Below are 19034 nucleotides of genomic sequence, written 5' to 3' on the forward strand. Positions count from 1 at the left end.
GCTGCAAAGGTCAAGGGCGGGTTAGTCGATGATGTTAAATACCGCGCGGATTTCCGCGTCCTGCTTGGCGGATAAATGCGCAGGATTATGGGTGTTTAGGATATCATCGACCCGCTGTTTGGCGCGGTCAGCCGCTGATTGTGCGCCACCGTCGGCCCATGTCTTGGGTTGTTCGCGATCCGCAAGGGATGGGTAGTGATAATCACGCTCCATTGCGGCGTAGGTGTGCTCAGAGCCTAGGAAGTGACCGTCGCCAAGTATGGATGCGCAGATTGCGTCAAAGCCTAGGTTTTCGTCACTAACTTCTATGCCTCGCAGTGCGCGGTAGGTCATCGCATGCATTTCATCATCGAGAACGAAGGCCTCGAATGATGCGCCGAGCAGGGCAGCCGTCATACCGGAAGATTCATAGATGAGATTGCCACCCGCAAGGGCAGCGGCGAGCGACGTCATGCCCTTTTCTACGCCGTATTGCGCGTCCAGTGCTTTGGCGTCTGTCATGGATGCAGCCACGCCTGACGGTAGGCCTAGCCAGTTAGACAGCTGCGCAGAAGCGGCGTTGAGGACCGTGGTTTCCCCGCCGCCACCCGCGAACGCACCCGAGCGTAGGTCGATTACCAATGGCCAGTTGGAAAAGACCATCGGGAAGCCGGGGGAAATGACGTTGACCATTACAAGGCTCGCCAGTGTTTCTGCCAAGGACTGCGCCAGGAAGCCGGCGAGTGTCGCAGGGGCGGTTGCGCCGGCTTGCGCGGCCGTGATGCAGGACATCGGGATGTTATGCTCGATGCATTTGTAAACCACCTCAACCGCGTCCTCACCAAAGCGCATCGGCGAGATCACAGGGCTAATGTGGGTTTTTACGAAGGGACGTTTGGAAAACTCGCCCTCACCGCCAGCCGCGATATCGAACAGATGCACAATTGGATCGACATGTTCCGCGATGGTGAACGCGGTCGCGACGGGTTTCGTGGTGCCGCGCATGAGGGCGTAGGCTGTGTTCACATCAAGATCGTGCATGTCGGGAACATCGGTGGCGATGCAACAGCGCGTGAACCATGCAACGTTATCAAGGGCGTCTTGCAGGCGGGTGAAATCGTGCAGGTCTTGCAGGGTCGATGGGCGGTAAAGGCCGGTTTCACGGTCCAACGTGTTAACGGCCGCGCCACCTGTGCCGAAGTAGACCTTGTCGCCACCGACCTCGATGGTGCGGTTAGGGTCGCGGCCATGCAACGGAAAAACTTTGGCGGCTTTGTCGAGAATGTCCTCAACCAAGGCGCGGGGCATTCCAATTCGACCTTTCCTTAGGTCGGTGCAGCCTGCCGAAATCAAATCATTCCAAAGGCGCATTGGGACTTCGCCCATCCCGAGATCTGAGAGCAGGCGTAGCGCGGTATCATAGATAGCCTTGCAGTCGGCGTCGGTCAGCGGGCGATATTGACCTCCGACTTGCCCGGGCGCTGCGGGATTCACGGCGACCGGAACGGCACGTTTTGCGTGACGGGCAGCACGGCCACCTGTGCGGCGGGATGATGTCGGGTTCGTCATGGGGGAAGCGTCCACGTTGAAAGGCATGAGCGCAAGCATCGTAGACAAGATGCGGAAAATCGGAAACGTTGATTTCCATATGGAGAATCAAGCGCCCCCTTTCACATTCCGCGCCGCGCAGACATTTGTTGCTGCCGTTGAGGCGCAATCCGTCACGAAGGCGGCCCATCGCCTTGGAATTAGCCCATCGTCGGTTTCCCAACAGCTTGCAGGGCTTGAGGCGGCGCTCGGCGCGAAATTGATCGAGCGTTCAGCGCGCCAATTTAGGCTGACGAAAGCGGGGGCAATGTTTCTTGACCCGGCCAAGCAGCTTTTGGATGACGTAAGTGCGGCCAAGGCGCGGTTGGTCACGGCTGACCAGATGCCGCCAATGTCTGTGCGGATTGCTTCGATTGAAGAGTTGGACGCGACGGTAATAGCACCGTGGTTGTTGAAGCTAACGAAAGAGTTTCCCAACATTGCGTTCACCCTTAGTAGTGGCGCGAGCCATGAAAACAGTGAGGCTCTTAGCACCCGCGCTGTCGACCTAATGTTGGCTGTCGACACGGTTGCACAAGCAGATTGGGTGGAACAACACCCGATCTTGCGTGATCCGTTTATCATGGTCGCCGCCCCTGAAATGGGGGACGCGCCGGACCTTGCGCAGCTGAAGGCCAGCCCTTTTGTTCGCTATGCGTCTGAATTGCAGCTCGGGCGTCAGATTGAAGCGCAGTTGCGACGATCTAATCTACAGCCAGCACGAAGTTTCGAGTTTTCGACCAATCAGGCTTTGTTCGCGATGACGGCGGAGCTGGGGGGATGGGCGATCACCACGGCGCTGACGTATTTTGGAACGCCGCTCGCAGGGGACTTAGTGCGCGCGCATCCATTGCCTGTTCCAGCTTTTTCGCGCCGAATGGCGCTGCATGCGCGGCGCGGGGCATTAGGGGAATTGCCAGAGCAAATGGCGAACGATATTCGCACGTTTCTTGGCGAACGTATTTTTGCGACCGCTGAGCAAAAGTTGCCATTCCTGAATGGTGGCTTTCAGATACTTCAATAAATCGAAATCAATGATTTTCACTGAGCGAGCTGGATTGCGCGACTCTTTGTGATCTGGTCAGGTTTGGGACGTTGACACCAAAGGATGCCCCCATGAAAACCCAAACCAAAGCAGTAGTCATTGGCGGCGGCATTGCTGGCTGTTCAACCCTGTATCACCTGACCCAAGAGGGGTGGACGGACGTTGTGTTGGTGGAACGTGATGAGCTGACAAGCGGCACGACATGGCATTCGGCGGCTCAGGTGACGAACTTCGGTGGCAACCAAACCATGGTCGGGCTGAAGACGCATTCTATCAATCTGTACAAAGAGCTGCGTGATGATGCGGATTATCCCGTGCAGTACAATCACGGCGACGGCGGTATTCGTTTGGCCAATACTGAAGAACAAATGGACGGCTATCGCCATTTTTCATCTATGGCGCGGGGGATGGGCGTTGATTTCGAAGTTCTGGATGCAGAAGAATGCGCACGACGACATCCGCTGATTTCAACGGACAACCTGTTGGGCGGCCTTTGGGACGGAAACGATGGCGACATTGATCCGGCGTCCTTGTGTCAGGCGCTGGCGCGGCGTGCGCGCAAAGCAGGGGCTGAGGTTTACCGCCAGACCAATGTCACGGGTCTGACGCAACACAAGGACGACACGTGGACGGTTCACACCAACAAGGGCGATATCGACTGTGATGTTGTGATCAACGCCTGCGGTTATCGCGTGAACGAAGTCGGGGCGATGATGGGGGTGCATCATCCTGTGGCGTCCATGGAGCATCAGTATTTTGTCACTGAAGACATCCCCGGTATTGTCGAGGCAGGCCACCGTATGCCGCTGCTGCGTTGCCCGATTTCCGACTATTATTGCCGTCAGGAAAAGAATGGCCTGCTGCTTGGGTTCTATGAACAGGACTGCAAAACGTGGGGTATGGACGGCATTTCGCCTGATTTCTCAAACGATCTCTGTCCGGACGATTTGGACCGAGTGACGGACGTTCTTGAAGGGGCGTTTGAAAGGATGCCAGCCTTGATGGAGGTCGGGATCAAGAACATCGTCAACGGCCCGATCACCTACACGATTGACGGCGCACCGCTGGTCGGCCCGATCCCTGGTAAACGAAATGCGTTTTGTATCATTGGCTTGCGGGCGGGTCTGGGCGAGGGCGGCGGCCACGGTTGGTTGTTGGCGCAACAGATCGTGCACGGAGAGGCCTGTTATGACACTTGGTGCCTCGACCCGCGCCGCTTTACGGGCCACGCCAACGTTGAACTGACGTCGCTAAAGGCGATTGAAGACTATCAAAACGAATTCCGGTTCCATTTCCCGAACGAACACCGCCCTGTCGGGCGCGACGCCAAAACAACGCCAATCACGCCGGTGCTAGAGGCTGAGGGCGCTGAGTTTACCATCGTGAACGGTTGGGAACGTGTTGAATTCATGAAGCAAACCCCTGATTTTCACGTCACCCATACGTTCAAGTTCGACGAGAGCTTCGACATCGTCGGCGAAGAAGTCGCAGCGGTGCAAAATGGTGTTGGCATATGTGAGGTGAACGGGTTCACCCGATTTGAAATCACAGGAACCGACCGTCATGCGCTTATTGACCGGATGTTCTGCGGCAATATCACCAAAAAAGACGGGCGCGTTGGGCTTGGATACATGCTGAACCACCACGGCATGTTGAAGGGCGAGGCAACAATTGCGAACCTACCCGCCACAGATCGCGGGCCAGCGCGTGCTTGGTTTGGCTCTGCGGCGGCGGCTGAATTCCACGACATGGACTGGCTGCAAACGCACATGCGAGCTGACGAAGACGTGCAGATTAAGTCACTAACAAATGATCAGACAATTTTGGTGGTCGCTGGCCCCAAAGCACGTGATGTATTGTCTGCGGTGTCGCGTCTGGATTGGTCTAAGGATGCGTTTCCTTGGCTAAGCGCGCGTGAATGTTTCATCGGGTTTGCCCCAGCGACGGTTCTAGGGGTCAGTTTCTCGGGTGAGTTAGCCTATGAAATCCACGTGCCTAACGCGCACCTGTACAACGCCTATAAAACCCTTCGCAAAGTGGGCGAAGCCCATGGGATGCGGATGTTTGGGGCCAAGGCTGTGGATTCCATGCGAATGGAAAAAGGGTTCCTGCATTGGAAGGCCGATATCCTGACGGAGTTCGATCCGTTTGAAACTGGCCTCGACCGGTTTGTGAAAATGGACAAGGGTGATTTCATCGGCAAAGCGGCGCTGGAAAAGCGCGTGGCGGCGGGTAAGTCAGTTGAATTCGTCACGATGGAATTGGCCACTACTGAGGCCGCAGCGCACGGCGGATCGTCGGTAATGGTTGGGGATGATGTTGTCGGAACTGTCACGTCGGGCGGCTGGGGGTACCGCGTGGGCAAGAACTTGGCCTATGCGTTCATAAAGCCGGAATATTCGGCAGACAGCACAACATTCGAAGTAGATGTTCTGGGCAAACGCGTTCCGGCCAAAGTCATTCCGATGGGCCCCTATGATCCAGACTATTCGTTGATGCGCAGCTAAGGTAGTCATGGGCGCAACACAGGAGTTCCGCTTATGACATTGCCGCGAAAAGATTTTTTCGAATTGCCTGATGGCATGATCTATCTTGATGGTAACTCGTTGGGCCCATTGCCGAAAACTGTGAATTCCGTTCTTAGTTCAATGGTGACGGACCAGTGGGGCGCACATCTGATCAAAGGCTGGAATGTCGATGATTGGATGGGCCAGCCGATGCGCGTTGGCAATATGGTCGGTAAGCTGATTGGCGCGCCCGAAGGCACGGTCACGATGGGGGATACACTGTCGGTGAAGGTCTATCAGGCGTTGTCGGCGGCGGTGCAGATGCGGCCTGAGCGTAAGGTTATTCTGTCTGATAGCGGCAATTTCCCGTCTGATCTGTATATGGCCCAAGGGCTGATTGCGCAGCTTGGGCAGGGGCATGAGCTGCGGATCGTCGCGCCCGAGGACGTGATGGAGGCCATCACTAATGAAGTCGCTGCAGTGATGATCACGCAAGTGGATTACCGATCAGGTCGGATGCATGACATGGCCGCGATGACGGCGAAGGCCCATGACGCGGGCGCCGTTATGATCTGGGATTTGGCGCACTCGGCGGGGGCTGTTCCGGTTGATCTGGCAGGTTGTGGTTGTGAGTTTGCCGTTGGTTGTACGTACAAATACCTCAACGGGGGGCCGGGCGCGCCGGCGTTTATCTACGTGCACCCAGATGTGATTGAAGGCATTAAACCTGCGCTTTCCGGCTGGCTCGGGCACGATGCGCCATTTGCGTTTGAGCAAGACTACCGCCCCGCAATGGGGATTGAGCGAATGCGGGTTGGCACGCCACCCGTGTTGCAGCTGACCGCGTTAGAAGCCGCGTTGGGTGTTTGGGATGGCGTCGAGATGGCGGACGTCCGTACAGCGTCCATTCGTTTGACGGATTTGTTTATCACCGAGGTCGAGAAACGCTGCCCCGAACTTACACTGTTTTCACCGCGCGATGGTGCGCAGCGCGGCAGCCAAGTGTCCTTTGCCCACGACAATGCGTTCGCTGTGATGCAGGCCTTGATTGCGCGTGACGTGATTGGCGACTTCCGTGCACCAAACTTGATCCGTTTCGGGTTCACGCCTCTCTATATCGACGAAAACGATGTGTTGGGGGCGGTCGAGGTTCTCGCGGATGTTTTGGACAATCGCATCTGGGATGATCCGAAGTATAAGACCAAGGGTCGTGTAACTTAAGCCCGCGGAGGAACCTTTCCGACGTAGCTAGAAACCTGATGCGGGGAAATATCGCCTTCATCGAATACGCCGAGTACCACTCCCGTAGCAGCACCGTTCTCGCGGCGATGAATTATGTCGCTGTCGGAAATTGTTATCCGCTGAGACATGCGTAGGCCCCACGAATGTAAATGTTCGTATAGGGCCGCACGCTGCCGCGCATAGTCAGGATCGCGCCCGAGATCTTGTAGTTCATCAGGATCGTTCTTGAGGTCGAAAAGCATTGGGGGAAAGCCACCCTCAGCGTGGATCAGTTTCCAATCATGAGTGGCCACCATGAACAGGCGGGCATCGCGCGGTGGCGTACCCAAAGCCGAACACACTGGATGCAGCGAATAGTCATACTCACTAATCACGAATGCACGCGGGGTGTCGGGTTCGCGTCCCTCAACGTAGGGCATCAATGATCGCCCTTCGACGATGTGATCCGGAACGACACCACCGGACGCAGCGATGATTGTCGCCGTTACATCAATAGATTCGACCAACGCATCACAGGTTCGACCGCGTGTTGGGTTTGCCGTTTCGCGTGGGTCATATACGATGAGCGGTACTTTGACCGACGGCGCGTGGAACAGGTCCTTTTCACCCATCCAATGATCTCCCAGATAGTCACCATGATCGGACGTTAAAATGATCATGGTGCTGTCGAGCTGACCTGAATCTTCGAGGTATTTCAGCAAACGCCCCATTTGGTCGTCGCATTGCTTTATCAGGCCCATATACGCGGGAATGACGGTTTCACGGACGTCGTCACGAGCAAAAGCACGACCAATGCGCCCATCCATGAAAGCGCCAAAAATTAGGTTCGGATCGTTCTGCTCAGCCTTTGATCTGACGACGGGCTGGATGTCGTCCACGCTGTACATGTCGTGGTATGGTGCTGGCACGATGTAGGGCCAATGAGGTTTGATGTAGCTGACATGGGCGCACCATGGGCCTTTGGCTTGCTCCATGAAGTCGATTGCCTGAGAGGTAAGCCAAGGGGTTTCGCTGTCGTCCTCATAGATGTTTGCGGGTTTGTTGGCGTTGGACATGAACCAGCCGCTCGCAATATTTGCGCCATTCGTCGCTGCGTTGGCGAAGTCCGCCCACGGGTTTTCACCAGTGTACCCTTTGGATTTCAGGTATTCGTTATAGGGGCTGCGTTTGGTATCATAAAATCCGTCAGGTCCCTGCGCCCAAAGCCCATCGTCACGGCACCAAACGTCAAAGCCGCATTCAGCCTGCCGTGCGCCGATGATGCTGTCAGGCGCGAGGCCAAGGCGCGCCATTCCTTTCGCGTCTGCTTTCATGTGCGTTTTGCCGATTAGCCAGCACCCGACATCATTGTCGCGCAGATGGTCGCCTAAGGTCGGCTCACCAACGCGAAGGGGATGGCCGTTCCATTGCGCACCATGCGATGACACATACCGCCCCGTGTACGCCGACATGCGTGCCGCGCCACAAACAGGCGATTGCGTGTAACAGTTGGTGAACCGCACGCCCATTTGCGCGATGCGGTCCATGTGCGGGGTCTTGAGCGTCTTGTGGCCAGCGCAGCTGAGGTAGTCGAACCGCAGCTGGTCAAACATGATGTAGAGGATGTTCATGTCATCTATTAAACTGTGTGAATGTCGGAAGTCGAGCGGCGCTTTGCCGTCAGCTGGCAGGTAGAAAACCACGCAACACAGTTCGCGTTGCCGCGACAAGCGGATCATGCGTGTCTTTCAGGATTTGAACACGATCAAAGCGATAGGCATCGCTGTTAACCGCTGTGCGAAGCGCAGATCCAAAGGCCATGCGCAGTTCTGTGCCGATGTTGAACTTGCACACGTTTGACGTCTGGGCGAGCAATTTGCGCTGGGCCATTGGCACGCCTGATCCGCCATGAATTACCAGCGGCACGTTTGTCACCGCTTCAATTGCGCGGATGCGGGGTTCGTCCAACCCGCCGTCTTTGTCCGTTTGCAGGTGCACGTTGCCAACGGAAATCGCCATGGCGTCGACGCCAGTTTCGGCAGCGAATTTGGCGGCTTCCTCTGGATCGGTACCTGCGGATTGCTCACCGCCGGAATAGCCGACAAAGCCAATCTCACCCTCGCAGGAGATACCCGCGGCATGGGCCATTTCCGCGATGGCAGCGGTTTCATCGATGTTTTGTTGTAGCGGTTTTCGCGATCCATCAAACATGAGGGAGGTAAAGCCGGACTCAAGCGCTTCTTTGCATTCCTCAAACGTGTAGCCATGATCGAGGTGTGCAACGACAGGAACACTAGACGCTTCAGCCAAATGGCGGAACATTTTTCCCAAGATCGGCAAAGGCGTATGTTCGCGACATCCCGGTCCAGCCTGAAGAATTACAGGGCAATTCTCGGCCTCAGCCGCGGCGACATAGGCGCGCGTATCTTCCCAGCCGAGGGTTACAAGACCAGCCACAGCGTAGCCGCCTGACAACGCAGGTTGAACAACGTCTTTAAGGGTGGCGAGTGTCATTTGAACTTCGCAATCATGTCTTTGATGCCCGGAATCGTTTCGATCTGGTTGGCAAATGTTGGCTGGAAAAACTGCACGAGCGAGCGCTGGGAAAGCCCGCCAAGGATCGTGAAGTAATACATCTCGTATCCCGGCAAGACGACGCAAGGATGGTACCCCGAGCCGAGCAAAATGGTGGAGCTATCCATCAAGTGATGCGCATCGCCGGGCTTGCCGTCTTCGTGCTGGATGATCTGCACACCACCGCCGTGGTTTGGGCGGAAGCGGAAGTTGTAGGTTTCGTCGTGGCGGGTTTCGATGATGTTGCCGTCCTCGTCTTTGCGGTCGGTGTCGTGCTTGTGTGCCGGAAAGCCGGACCAGCCACCTTGGCCAACGGTGAACAGCTCGGATACCAATAAGCGACCAACCTTGTCGTGGTACTTTGTTCCCAAGATATGTTTGATTTTACGGTGGGTTTTCGTGTCATCAGAGCCGTACTGTACAGTGTCTAGCTCGGCCACGCGCACATCAAACGGGTCGAGGACTTTGTCATAGCGCGCGCCGGCTACGAAGACTTCGGTGTCATTCACAGCTACCATGCTGGCTTTGGCTCCAACAGGAACATAGACGCCTTCGGGTTCGCCATCCCAAACGTCAACACCGCGATTGCCAAGTGCCGCGAACTTCACGCCTTCGACGTCAATATCAACGGTTCCCGTGGCAGGAGCGATACATGTTTCATAGCCCGGCGTTTGGTACTCAAACGTCTCGCCCGCCTTCAGTTTGACGATGTTGAAATAGTTCAGCGGCACCGTCGGGTCATCGATGTCGACGATTGGATTGTTCTGGTTGTCGTGTGGGGCGATGTGCATGGGTCGGTCCTTGGGTTAGGTGGCACCTGGATGGTCGAGAAGAAACATTTCTAGCTGGTCGGTATTGGGCATTGCGGGTGCGCAACCGGGTTGTGAAACAACGATGGATGCACAAGCAGAGCCGCGTAAAATGGCGTCACGCATTGGGCGCCCGTCTGCAAGGCCTGCCATGAAACCGGCCAAAAAACTGTCGCCTGCGCCCGTTGGTTTGACGGCCTCCACAGGGTAAATCCCTGTCGTGATTTCTTCACCACCCGCAAAAGTAACAGCGCCTTTGTGGCCCATTTTATAGACGACGATTTCCGCATTGGTTGAGGCAAGGTCGCGTGCCTTGGCGAGGCCCTTGTCGATGCTACCCGCCATAAAGCCGAACTCTTCGTCATTGCCGATGATTACATCAGACATTGCACCCGCACGCGACAGAACGTCGGCGGCGACTTCTGGGGATGGCCAAGAATAGGGGCGATAATCGACATCAAAAATGATCGGAATGCCCGCAGCCTTGGCCAGTTCAAACGCGCGGAGGGCAGCGGCGCGCGACGGTTCGGCAGCAAAGACTGTGCCAGCCGTGATCAGGGCTGTGAACTGGCTGTAGTCAACACCTTCAACGTCTTGCAAAGACATCTGAAAATCGGCGGCATTGTTTCGATAGATTACCGATTGGTGGTCCTCGACGCGGGTTTCATAAACGGCGAGCGACGTGCGCTCTTCGCCTTGGATTGTGCGGACATAGGTGCGGCCAACACCATAATTATCCAACTGGTTCAGGCAGTAACGGCCTACCGCATCATCAGAAATGCAGGTGACAAGGTCGGCAGATAGTCCCAGTTTCACGAGGCCTGCCGCGATATTGGCGGATGACCCTCCCATGGCAACGAACATATCAGTGGCATGTTCCGTTTGTGTGCGACCAACCGGGGACAGGTCCATTCCAACACGCCCGACTACGATAAATTTGCCGCCTTTGATCCCTTGAAGAGCTGTCACTTTCGACCTTCCGTGTTACCTGCTTTGGCCGCGTCCAAAACCTCTGGGTAAGGATAGTTCAAGCCTAACAATTGACGTATGTCAGGGCTGGCTGCATCCATGAACGACTGTGGTAGCGCAGCTGGCATATCTTCCATCGGCTTCACCCATTTCGGAAGGTACTGGATTAGCACGGCGTTGCGATCATGGTCGGCATTGTTGGGCATCGCGCAGTGCCAAGTGACGCCATAAAATAGCGCGACATCGCCAGGCTCTCCGATCATCTGTTCACAAGTGTCAAAGAATTTGTCTTCTGCCGTCGGATAGCGCAGCTCTTTTTGGCTGCCGGGCATGTAGCCCGTCGCGCCGCTTTCAACGGTGAAGGGGTCCAGAATAACAGAGACCTGTGCATTCATCGGGAAAGACCCGTTAAAGCCAATCGGGTGTGTTTCGGGCTTGTGATAGTCCCAATAAGGGTAGTCCACGTGCGGTTCTTGGCCAGGTCCGCCGGGAAGGATGCGGTTGGCGGCGATTGAACCCATAATGAATTCGGTGCCGAGGAACTTACGCAAGATATCCATCAAAACAGGGTGGGCGGCCATGTCGGAAAACACATCGCCTTTAGCAAGCAGGTTCCAGACGCGGCGTTGCAGATTTATCTTGCCGCTTTCCTCAGCAGCCCCTTGGAAATGGGTGGCTTTTTCGCTGTCGCTTTCGGAGTGCTCCATTATGATGGCGCGGGCTTCAGCGATCTGATCGGTACTAAAGAGGCCAGAAATTTTGACAGCGCCGCCGCCGTTCAAAAGCTCATCTACGATGGCGTCAGGTGTCGCGGTTTTTGCGGTGTAGCTCTTCATTATAGACCCTTACGTTGTTTGGCACGTGAAGATTCCCAATCGGTGTGGGCATCGCGTACTTTTTCACTTTCAGATACTTCCGGCGTGCCAACTTCCCACCATGTGTGCCCTTCGGTCGTCCAGCCTTCATAGGCGTCGACTTTCATGACGATGACGCTGGTTTTGTCGGCAGCTTTGGCACGTTTGAAAGCCTCGCCCAATTCAGCGGGGTTTGATACGGTTTCAGCGTTGGCACCCATCGCAGCAGCGTGGGCTTCGAAATCAACGCCCACTTGATGTGTGGCTGTCGGGGTGTCCGCGATCAGGTTGTTAAAGCTTTCATTGCCCGTGTTGTTTTGCAGCTTGTTGATGACGGCGAAGCCGCCGTTATCAAGCACAAGAATGATAAGCTTTTTCTGTGTTAGGACGGACGAATAAATGTCGCTGTTCATCAGCAAGTAGGACCCGTCGCCCGTAAAGACGATGGTGTCCCGTTCCGGCTCGCGCTGGGCTTGGGCGATACGTGCACCCCAGCCGCCTGCGATTTCATAGCCCATGCAGGAAAAGCCGAACTCGACGTCGACGGTGCCGATATCCTTGGTGCGCCAGTTGGCGGTGACCTCGGCCGGAAGACCACCCGCCGCAGCAACAACTCGGTCGCGCGGATCGCAAAGATCGTTCACTACGCCGATAGCTTGGGCATAGCTGTTCGGACGGTTGCCGTGCGCGACGTTGTCAGCAACGTAAGCGTCCCATTTCGCGCGTTCTGCTTGGGCGAATTCTGTCCATGATGTATCGTATTTCACACCGCGTAGGGCTTGGTGCAGGTCTTTCAACGCGACCTTGGCGTCGCCAACAACGGGTGTTGATTGGTGCTTCATCGCGTCATGACGCCCGACGTTTACTCCAACGATATGTGCATCTTTGGCAAATGCCGTCCATGACCCCGTCGTGAAATCCTGAAGACGCGTGCCAACGGCGATGATGACGTCCGCCTTTTCGGCAACCGCATTGGCGCTGTCAGAACCGGTGACACCTACAGGCCCGATGTTGAGCGGATGATCCGCCATCATATTGGCGCGCCCTGCGATGGTTTCGACCACGGGGATCGAACGGGTTTCAGCGAGTGCGGTTAGTTCTTTCACTGCGCGGGAGTATTGCACGCCGCCGCCTGCGATGATTACGGGGCGTTTGGCATTCATGATAACTTCGCGTGCCGCGGCGATTTCGTCTGCGCAGGGGCGCTGTCGGCGAATTTTGTGCACCTTTTTGGCGAAGAACGCTTCTGGATAATCGTATGCCCAACCTTGCACGTCTTGCGGAAGACCAATGAAAGCGGGGCCGCAATCGGCAGGGTCCAACATGGTCGCTAATGCGTTTGGCAGGGATTGGATGATTTGCGCGGGATGCGTGATGCGGTCCCAGTAACGGCTGACGGCCTTGAAAGCGTCGTTTACGCCGAAGGTCGGGTCGTTGAAGTGTTCCATTTGCTGCAAAACCGGATCGGGCAGGCGGGTCAGAAACGTATCACCACACAGCATCAACATCGGTAGACGGTTGGCATGGGCAAGGCCCGCGCTTGTCAGCAGGTTCGCAGTACCGGGGCCGGCAGAAGCGGTGCAAAGCATGAACCGCTGGCGCAGCCATTGCTTGGCATATGCGGCAGCGGCGAATCCCATGCCTTGTTCGTTTTGCCCGCGATAAAGCGGCAGGGTGTCTTGCACGCCATAAAGCGCTTCACCCAGACAGGTCACGTTTCCGTGGCCGAAAATACCGAAGCCACCGCCGCAAACGCGCAGTTCTTCTCCATCAATTTCAATGAATTGATTGTCCAAATAGCGAATGATGGCCTGTGCAGTGGTCAGGCGAATGGTTGCATCCGTCATTGGGGCGGTGTCCTCTCAAAGTCGTGGCGCAAGAAGATTGTATCTTGCGGGTTTCAGACTCAAACGATAACCATTTTGCAACCGGTTGCAAACTGGTTTTGAGAAAAGGAATAGTCGTGACAGAAATTGGCATCGGAATCTTGGGTGGTGGCTATATGGGTAAGGCCCATTCGGTTGCGATGGCGGCTGTTGGCGCTGTGTTCAATACGGCCCTTCGTCCGCGCCTTGAGATGATTTGCGCGTCCTCGGTAGAATCAGCGGAACGGTATCGCGCCGCATATGGGTTCGCACGGGCGACGGATAACTGGCGCGAACTGGTGGAAGACCCGAAGGTTGGGGCGATTGTTGTCGCCACACCGCAATCGACCCACCGTGAAATCGCAGAGGCCGCGTTTGCGCTTGGAAAACCTGTGATGTGCGAAAAGCCGATGGGGGCCGACCTCGCGGATGCTGACGCGATGGTGCAGGCCGCCGAAGCAAGCGGCGTCGCCAATATGGTTGGCTACAACTATATCCGAACACCTGCGTCCCAATATGCCCGCAAGCTGATTGCGGAGGGTGCGATTGGCGATGTCACGGCGTTTCGCGGCGAACATACCGAAGATTTTCTGGCCGATCCGAACGCCCCCGCAACATGGCGCACACTTGGCATGGCGAACGGCACGATGGGCGACCTTGCGCCGCATATGATCAATGGCGCGCTGGCGTTGATCGGGCCGATTGAAAGCCTGATTGCTGAAGTTGAAACCATTCACAAAACCCGCCCCGGTGGGGCGGTGACAAATGATGATCACGCCCAAATGATGTGCCGCTTTGAAAACGGCGTGATGGGGCAGATGTTTTTTAGCCGCGTCGCAATGGGGCGTAAAATGGGCTACGCATATGAGGTGACGGGCACTAAGGGCGCGATCAAGTTTGATCAAGAAGACCAGAACACTATCTGGCTATACAAGATGGATGACCCAGAGGCCGAGCGCGGGTTTCGCAAAGTTTTGACCGGTCCGGCGCATCCTGACTATGAGCCGTTCTGCCAAGGCCCAGGCCACGGTACTGGGTACCAAGACCAAATTATCATTGAAGCGCGCGATTTTCTGCACGCCATTCATAGCAGCCAACCTGTTTGGCCAACATTCCGTGACGGGCTCGACGTGGCCCGTATCGTCCACACCGCACTTTTGTCAGCTAAAAAACGATGCTGGCTGAACGTTTCTTCGAAAGGCTAACACTATGACTATTCGTATCGGCAATGCGCCCTGTTCTTGGGGCATCGAATTTGCGTCCGATCCGGCGTATCCCACGTGGCAATCTGTGCTGAGCCAGTGTGCTGAGGCGGGGTACAAGGGGATTGAGCTAGGGCCCGTTGGTTTTATGCCCGAAGACCCTGCTGTTCTGGGTGAGGCTTTGGCTGAGCAAGATCTTGAACTGATCGGTGGCGTTGTCTTCCGCCCTTACCACGACCCTGAGGCGTGGGACGATGTTCTGGATGGCACGTTGCGGACGTGTAAAGCGCTGGCGGCGCATGGGGCAAAGCACCTCGTTCTGATCGATTCAATTTCACCGCGCCGCGCACCGACTGCGGGCCGTGCGGCTGAAGCGGAACAAATGGATAAGGCCGAGTGGACAGCGTACCGCGACCGTATCGCTGAGACCGCCAAGATTGGCGTCGATCACGGCCTAACTGTCGGCATTCACGCCCATGCTGGCGGGTTCATGGATTTTGAACCAGAGCTTGATCGTCTGTTGTCAGAAGTCGACGAATCCATTCTGAAAATTTGTTTTGATACGGGCCACCATTCCTATGCGGGCTTCGATCCGGTCGCGTTTATGAAGCGCAATATCGACCGGATTTCCTACATGCACTTCAAGGATATCGATCCGGTGGTGAAGGCCGATGTTGTCGCCAAACGCACCGATTTTTACACAGCCTGCGGTCAAGGGATTTTCTGTAACCTCGGGCAGGGCGATGTTGATTTCGCGGCCGTGCGTCAGGTTCTGTTGGATAATAACTTTGAAGGTTGGTGCACCGTTGAGCAAGACTGCGATCCATCCATGCCAGGCACCCCGATGGAAGATGCGCAAGCGAACCGCGAATACCTTCAATCTATTGGTTTCTAAGGAATAATAATATGACACGACTTAATTGGGGTATGATTGGTGGCGGCGAAGGCAGCCAGATCGGACCAGCACACCGTTTGGGCGCACAGGCGGACGGGAACTTTGTTCTTGCGGCGGGCGCATTGGACCATGACGCTGACAAAGGGCGCGATTATGCACAGCGTTTGGGCGTTGCGGCAGATCGTGCCTACGGCGACTGGCGTGAGATGCTGGCGGGCGAAAGCGCGCGAGAGGATCGCGTTGATCTGGTCACGGTGGCCACGCCGAATTCCACGCATTTTGAAATCACCAAGGCGTTCCTTGAAGGTGGCTTCAACGTGCTTTGCGAAAAGCCGATGACGATGACCGTTGAGGAAGGCGAGGAGATCGTGAAAATCGCCGAAAAGACGGGCAAGATTTGCGCGGTGAACTATTGCTATTCCGCGTATCCGATGGTGCGCGAAATGCGTGAAATAGTGCGCACAGGGCAGGTCGGTAAAATCCGCCTTGTTGTCAGCAATTTCAGCCATGGCCACCACGGCGATGCAACGGATGCAGACAATCCGCGTGTTCGCTGGCGCTATGATCCGGCTATGGCGGGTGTATCCGGCCAATTCGCTGACTGCGGCATTCACGCGCTGCACATGGCGAGCTTTATTGCCGGTGACAATGTCCGAAGCTTGTCGGCGGATTTTGCCTCTACGATTGCCAGCCGTGATCTGGAAGACGATGCGATGGTGAATTTCCGCATGGATGGCGGCACTGTTGGGCGGCTTTGGACCAGCTCGGTTGCGATTGGGCGTCAGCACGGGTTTGAAATTCAGGTGTTTGGCGAAACCGGCGGTATGCGCTGGGCGTCTGAACAGCCGAACCAAGTTTACTACACGCCTGTCGGTGGTCGCACGCAGATCATGGAAAAAGGCGAGGGCGGATTGTCAGATGAGGCGGGCCGGATGAGCCGCGTTGCGATTGCACATCCAGAAGGTTTCCCTTTAGCGGTGGCGAACATTTACGTTGATCTTGCTGCAAGTATTCGTGGCGAAACCCGCGACGGATTGCCTACTGCTGAAGACGGCGTGCGTTCTATGGCGGCGGTTCATCAGGCTGTTGCTTCGGCAAAGGCTAACGGCGAATGGGTGGACGCGCGTCCACCGATGTACCGCTAAGGCTATGGCCCAATATTGAAAATCTTCGCGGCGGGCGCCCAATTATTGCGTGTTCGCCGCGTCCCGTAGTGGGCGCAGAGTTCCGCGTTCTACCATATTGCAAGGGAACAAACGTACCTCGGGTGCGCGTTCGGGATCGTCCAGCATCTCAACGATGAGGTCAACTGAGGCGCTGATAATCTGCGCAATCGGTTGGCCAATCGTGCTGAGGTTGATGTTTTGCCAGCGCGCCATTTCCATATCGTTGAAGCCGATAATGCCGATATCTTCGGGGACGTTCAGCCCTGCGTCTGCAAGGGCGGATAGGGCGCCGATTGACAGAACGTCATCACCGCAAAAATACGCTTCTGCCAGATATCCGCGTTTAATCAGGCGTTGCATTTCTGCGCGCCCGGCATCGAAAGAATAGTCAGATGCGAAAGAATGGCTATAGGCGATCTCGGGATGTTTCGCGAGTTCTTGTGAGAACCCGCGGAAACGGTCTTGTGTTGAGGTCGCAGTTTCTGGGCCACCAAGAAGCGCGACCGATTTATAGCCGCGCCGCACAAGTTCGCGCCCCGCCATGCGGCCACATTCAGAGTTATCGACACCGACAACATGCACTTCCGGCTCGGTCGAAAACCGCCCAAAACTGTTAACCACTGAAACGCCCGCGTCGCGGAATGCTTTAGAAAACTCAGGCGAAAGTGTAGAGGACGCGACGATGACGCCATCAACGGAGTATTGCTGCAGGCGGCGAACCGCAGTAACCGCGTCGGGTTCACCGCTAAGGTTCATGAGTAACGGGCGCAGGCCACGGTCTTGCAGTTTGCGCGTAAAAAGATCGAAGACTTCCAAGAAAATCGGGTTGTGGAAGTTGTTAGACACGAGCCCGATGAGTTTGGTGCGCCCAGTGGTCAGGGATGACGCTAAGGCATTTGGGGCATACCCCAACTCGGAGGCGGCTGTTTCAACTTTGACACGCATTTTTTCCGAAACCGACGCACCGTCGGTAAACGTGCGTGACACGGCCGAGGTAGACACTCCTGCGCGGTTGGCGACATCTTTGAGGGTGACGGGCATCGGCGCGTAGGTTCCATATGATCGATTGGCTGGACAGAGGGCGCCCAACATTCTTTGGCGGTGGAGAATGCAGAAAATATGTCGGTTTTGCAACCGGATGCAGAAAGCCGACATCGTGGCTTTGGCTATGCCTCGGTTTCGGGTAGGACAGCGGTAAGCATACACCCACGGAAAGCACCCAGAAAAGGCACTTCATGTTTATCGGGCTAGATTTAGGAACCTCGTCTCTCAAAGCGATTTTGGTCAATGAGAAACAGGCGGTTCTGGCTGTGCATTTGGTTTCGTTGACGGTTCAACGTCGACATGATGGTTGGTCTGAGCAAGACCCAAAAGCGTGGTGCGATGGAGTTGTACAGGCGCTTAAGGCGCTTAGTGCTCAGGTTGATTGCAGCGGTCTGAAGGGAATTGGTCTGGCTGGACACATGCATGGCGCGACGCTGATTGGTGTTGATGACAGGGTGCTCCGGCCCTGTCTGCTTTGGAACGATACACGTAGCCATGCCGAAGCGGCGCATATGGACAGTGATCCACAGTTTCGCGCGGTTACAGGGAACATTGTTTTTCCTGGGTTCACCGCACCCAAGGTTGAATGGATACGTAAAAACGAACCTGATGTTTTCAGCAAGATTGCCAAGGTGCTGCTCCCTAAGGATTACCTGCGGCTGTTTCTAACGGGAGAGCATACATCTGAAATGTCGGATGCAGCGGGCACCGCGTGGTTTGATACTGGCCGCGGGATTGGTCAGATGAGCTACTTTCAGCGTGCCAATTAGAGCGTTCCCGGATGCCCTCGCTTGTTGAGGGTTCAGCTATGTCTGGTCGCCTGCGGGCAGACTTGGCGGCAGAGCTTGGTTTGCCGCAAGTTGTGGTCGCGGGCGGTGCTGGAGATAACGCGGCTGCGGCGATTGGCGCGGGCGTGGTGAATAACGGTACAGGGTTCTTGTCGCTCGGAACATCTGGCGTGTTGTTTGCAGCGAATGCTGGATACAGGCTGAGTCTGTTGAAGAACAATGTGTTGCGAGCGCAGAAAGTACGATTCTCAACACAGCGCGAGCGCCTTTCTGATCAGGCTTTGCACGCTTGCTGCGGTGCAGGAAAGATCTTCGCTAGTTTGCGGAGGTTTTGGGCGGTGGCAGCGAGTAGGAATTCGTCATTTGCCCCGCATGGGCCGCGTAATCGCAATCGTCCCAACCCCAGAATACGTTTGAGGTGTGCGAAGAGCATTTCGACCTTCTTTCGCAGCCGCATTGAGATCGCATATTGCTTAGTTTTTGCGATATCACGCGCGACCTGACGGGCATCTTCATGTTCTTCGCGGGT

General features: G+C 55.9%; 15 protein-coding genes and 1 pseudogene. 7 read left to right on the forward strand and 9 right to left on the reverse strand.

The features are described from left to right. Nucleotides 1–21 precede the first annotated feature (21 nt). Nucleotides 22–1548: a trimethylamine methyltransferase family protein gene (locus OCA8868_RS15065; protein ID WP_093997406.1), complete on the reverse strand. Its 1527-nt coding sequence runs from the start codon at nucleotides 1546–1548 to the stop codon at nucleotides 22–24. Between OCA8868_RS15065 and OCA8868_RS15070 the strand changes: the two genes are divergently transcribed. The 3 genes from OCA8868_RS15070 (at nucleotide 1547) to kynU (ending at nucleotide 6339) form a co-directional block, all read left to right on the forward strand. Next, nucleotides 1547–2590 (forward strand): LysR family transcriptional regulator, encoded by a 1044-nt coding sequence (locus OCA8868_RS15070; protein ID WP_093997407.1) that lies wholly within the window; start codon nucleotides 1547–1549, stop codon nucleotides 2588–2590. The two genes, OCA8868_RS15065 and OCA8868_RS15070, sit on opposite strands and share 2 nt — an antisense overlap. Before the next feature lie 92 nt (nucleotides 2591–2682). Beyond that, nucleotides 2683–5118: a GcvT family protein gene (locus OCA8868_RS15075; protein ID WP_093997408.1), complete on the forward strand. Its 2436-nt coding sequence runs from the start codon at nucleotides 2683–2685 to the stop codon at nucleotides 5116–5118. A 33-nt stretch (nucleotides 5119–5151) separates the two neighbouring features. Further along, the gene (gene kynU, locus OCA8868_RS15080) at nucleotides 5152–6339 is read left to right on the forward strand and encodes a kynureninase (RefSeq protein ID WP_093997409.1); all 1188 of its coding nucleotides are present in this window, start codon (nucleotides 5152–5154) and stop codon (nucleotides 6337–6339) included. Here kynU and OCA8868_RS15085 read toward each other — a convergent pair. Genes OCA8868_RS15085 through iolD form a run of 6 tightly spaced genes read right to left on the reverse strand, consistent with a single transcriptional unit; the run spans nucleotide 6336 to nucleotide 13392 of the window. Then, on the reverse strand, nucleotides 6336–7970 hold the full coding sequence (locus OCA8868_RS15085; RefSeq protein WP_093997410.1) for a sulfatase-like hydrolase/transferase: 1635 nt from the start codon (nucleotides 7968–7970) through the stop codon (nucleotides 6336–6338). The two genes, kynU and OCA8868_RS15085, sit on opposite strands and share 4 nt — an antisense overlap. Nucleotides 7971–8019: 49 nt before the next feature. Then, nucleotides 8020–8853 carry a class II fructose-bisphosphate aldolase gene (locus tag OCA8868_RS15090; protein WP_093997411.1) on the reverse strand — a complete coding sequence of 278 codons (834 nt, stop codon included), beginning with the start codon at nucleotides 8851–8853 and terminating at the stop codon, nucleotides 8020–8022. Beyond that, a complete protein-coding gene (locus tag OCA8868_RS15095; RefSeq protein WP_093997412.1) occupies nucleotides 8850–9704 on the reverse strand; it encodes a 5-deoxy-glucuronate isomerase in 855 nt (284 codons plus the stop codon). Before OCA8868_RS15095 ends, OCA8868_RS15090 begins: the two co-directional genes overlap by 4 nt. Before the next feature lie 15 nt (nucleotides 9705–9719). Continuing rightward, complete coding sequence (gene iolC / locus OCA8868_RS15100) at nucleotides 9720–10691, reverse strand: 5-dehydro-2-deoxygluconokinase (protein WP_093997413.1); 972 nt, start codon at nucleotides 10689–10691, stop codon at nucleotides 9720–9722. After that, nucleotides 10688–11527: a phytanoyl-CoA dioxygenase family protein gene (locus tag OCA8868_RS15105; protein ID WP_093997414.1), complete on the reverse strand. Its 840-nt coding sequence runs from the start codon at nucleotides 11525–11527 to the stop codon at nucleotides 10688–10690. Before OCA8868_RS15105 ends, iolC begins: the two co-directional genes overlap by 4 nt. Next, nucleotides 11527–13392 (reverse strand): 3D-(3,5/4)-trihydroxycyclohexane-1,2-dione acylhydrolase (decyclizing), encoded by a 1866-nt coding sequence (iolD, locus tag OCA8868_RS15110; RefSeq protein ID WP_093997415.1) that lies wholly within the window; start codon nucleotides 13390–13392, stop codon nucleotides 11527–11529. The genes OCA8868_RS15105 and iolD overlap by 1 nt, the downstream gene beginning before the upstream one ends. Before the next feature lie 116 nt (nucleotides 13393–13508). On the opposite strand from iolD, the gene OCA8868_RS15115 reads away from it, so the two are divergent. The 3 genes from OCA8868_RS15115 to OCA8868_RS15125 are packed head-to-tail and all read left to right on the forward strand — an operon-like array spanning nucleotide 13509 to nucleotide 16652. Beyond that, complete coding sequence (locus OCA8868_RS15115) at nucleotides 13509–14615, forward strand: Gfo/Idh/MocA family protein (RefSeq protein WP_179214872.1); 1107 nt, start codon at nucleotides 13509–13511, stop codon at nucleotides 14613–14615. 4 nt (nucleotides 14616–14619) lie between these two features. Further along, entirely contained in the window at nucleotides 14620–15507 is an 888-nt protein-coding gene (locus OCA8868_RS15120) for a TIM barrel protein (protein ID WP_093997417.1), read from the forward strand. 11 nt (nucleotides 15508–15518) lie between these two features. Continuing rightward, entirely contained in the window at nucleotides 15519–16652 is a 1134-nt protein-coding gene (locus OCA8868_RS15125) for a Gfo/Idh/MocA family protein (protein ID WP_093997418.1), read from the forward strand. Nucleotides 16653–16694: 42 nt separating this feature from the next. On the opposite strand, the gene OCA8868_RS15130 is transcribed toward OCA8868_RS15125, so the two are convergent. Next, entirely contained in the window at nucleotides 16695–17714 is a 1020-nt protein-coding gene (locus OCA8868_RS15130) for a LacI family DNA-binding transcriptional regulator (RefSeq protein ID WP_093997437.1), read from the reverse strand. A gap of 194 nt (nucleotides 17715–17908) precedes the next feature. Here OCA8868_RS15130 and OCA8868_RS15135 point away from each other — a divergent pair. Continuing rightward, nucleotides 17909–18705 (forward strand): annotated as a pseudogene (locus OCA8868_RS15135) (FGGY family carbohydrate kinase); the annotation flags it as partial. A 74-nt stretch (nucleotides 18706–18779) separates the two neighbouring features. On the opposite strand, the gene OCA8868_RS15140 reads toward OCA8868_RS15135, so the two are convergent. After that, the coding region (locus OCA8868_RS15140; RefSeq protein ID WP_143849655.1) for a transposase at nucleotides 18780–19034 on the reverse strand (255 nt) is incomplete at its 5' end.

It is taken from the genome of Octadecabacter ascidiaceicola (assembly GCF_900185015.1).
GTDB classification, from domain to species: domain Bacteria; phylum Pseudomonadota; class Alphaproteobacteria; order Rhodobacterales; family Rhodobacteraceae; genus Octadecabacter; species Octadecabacter ascidiaceicola.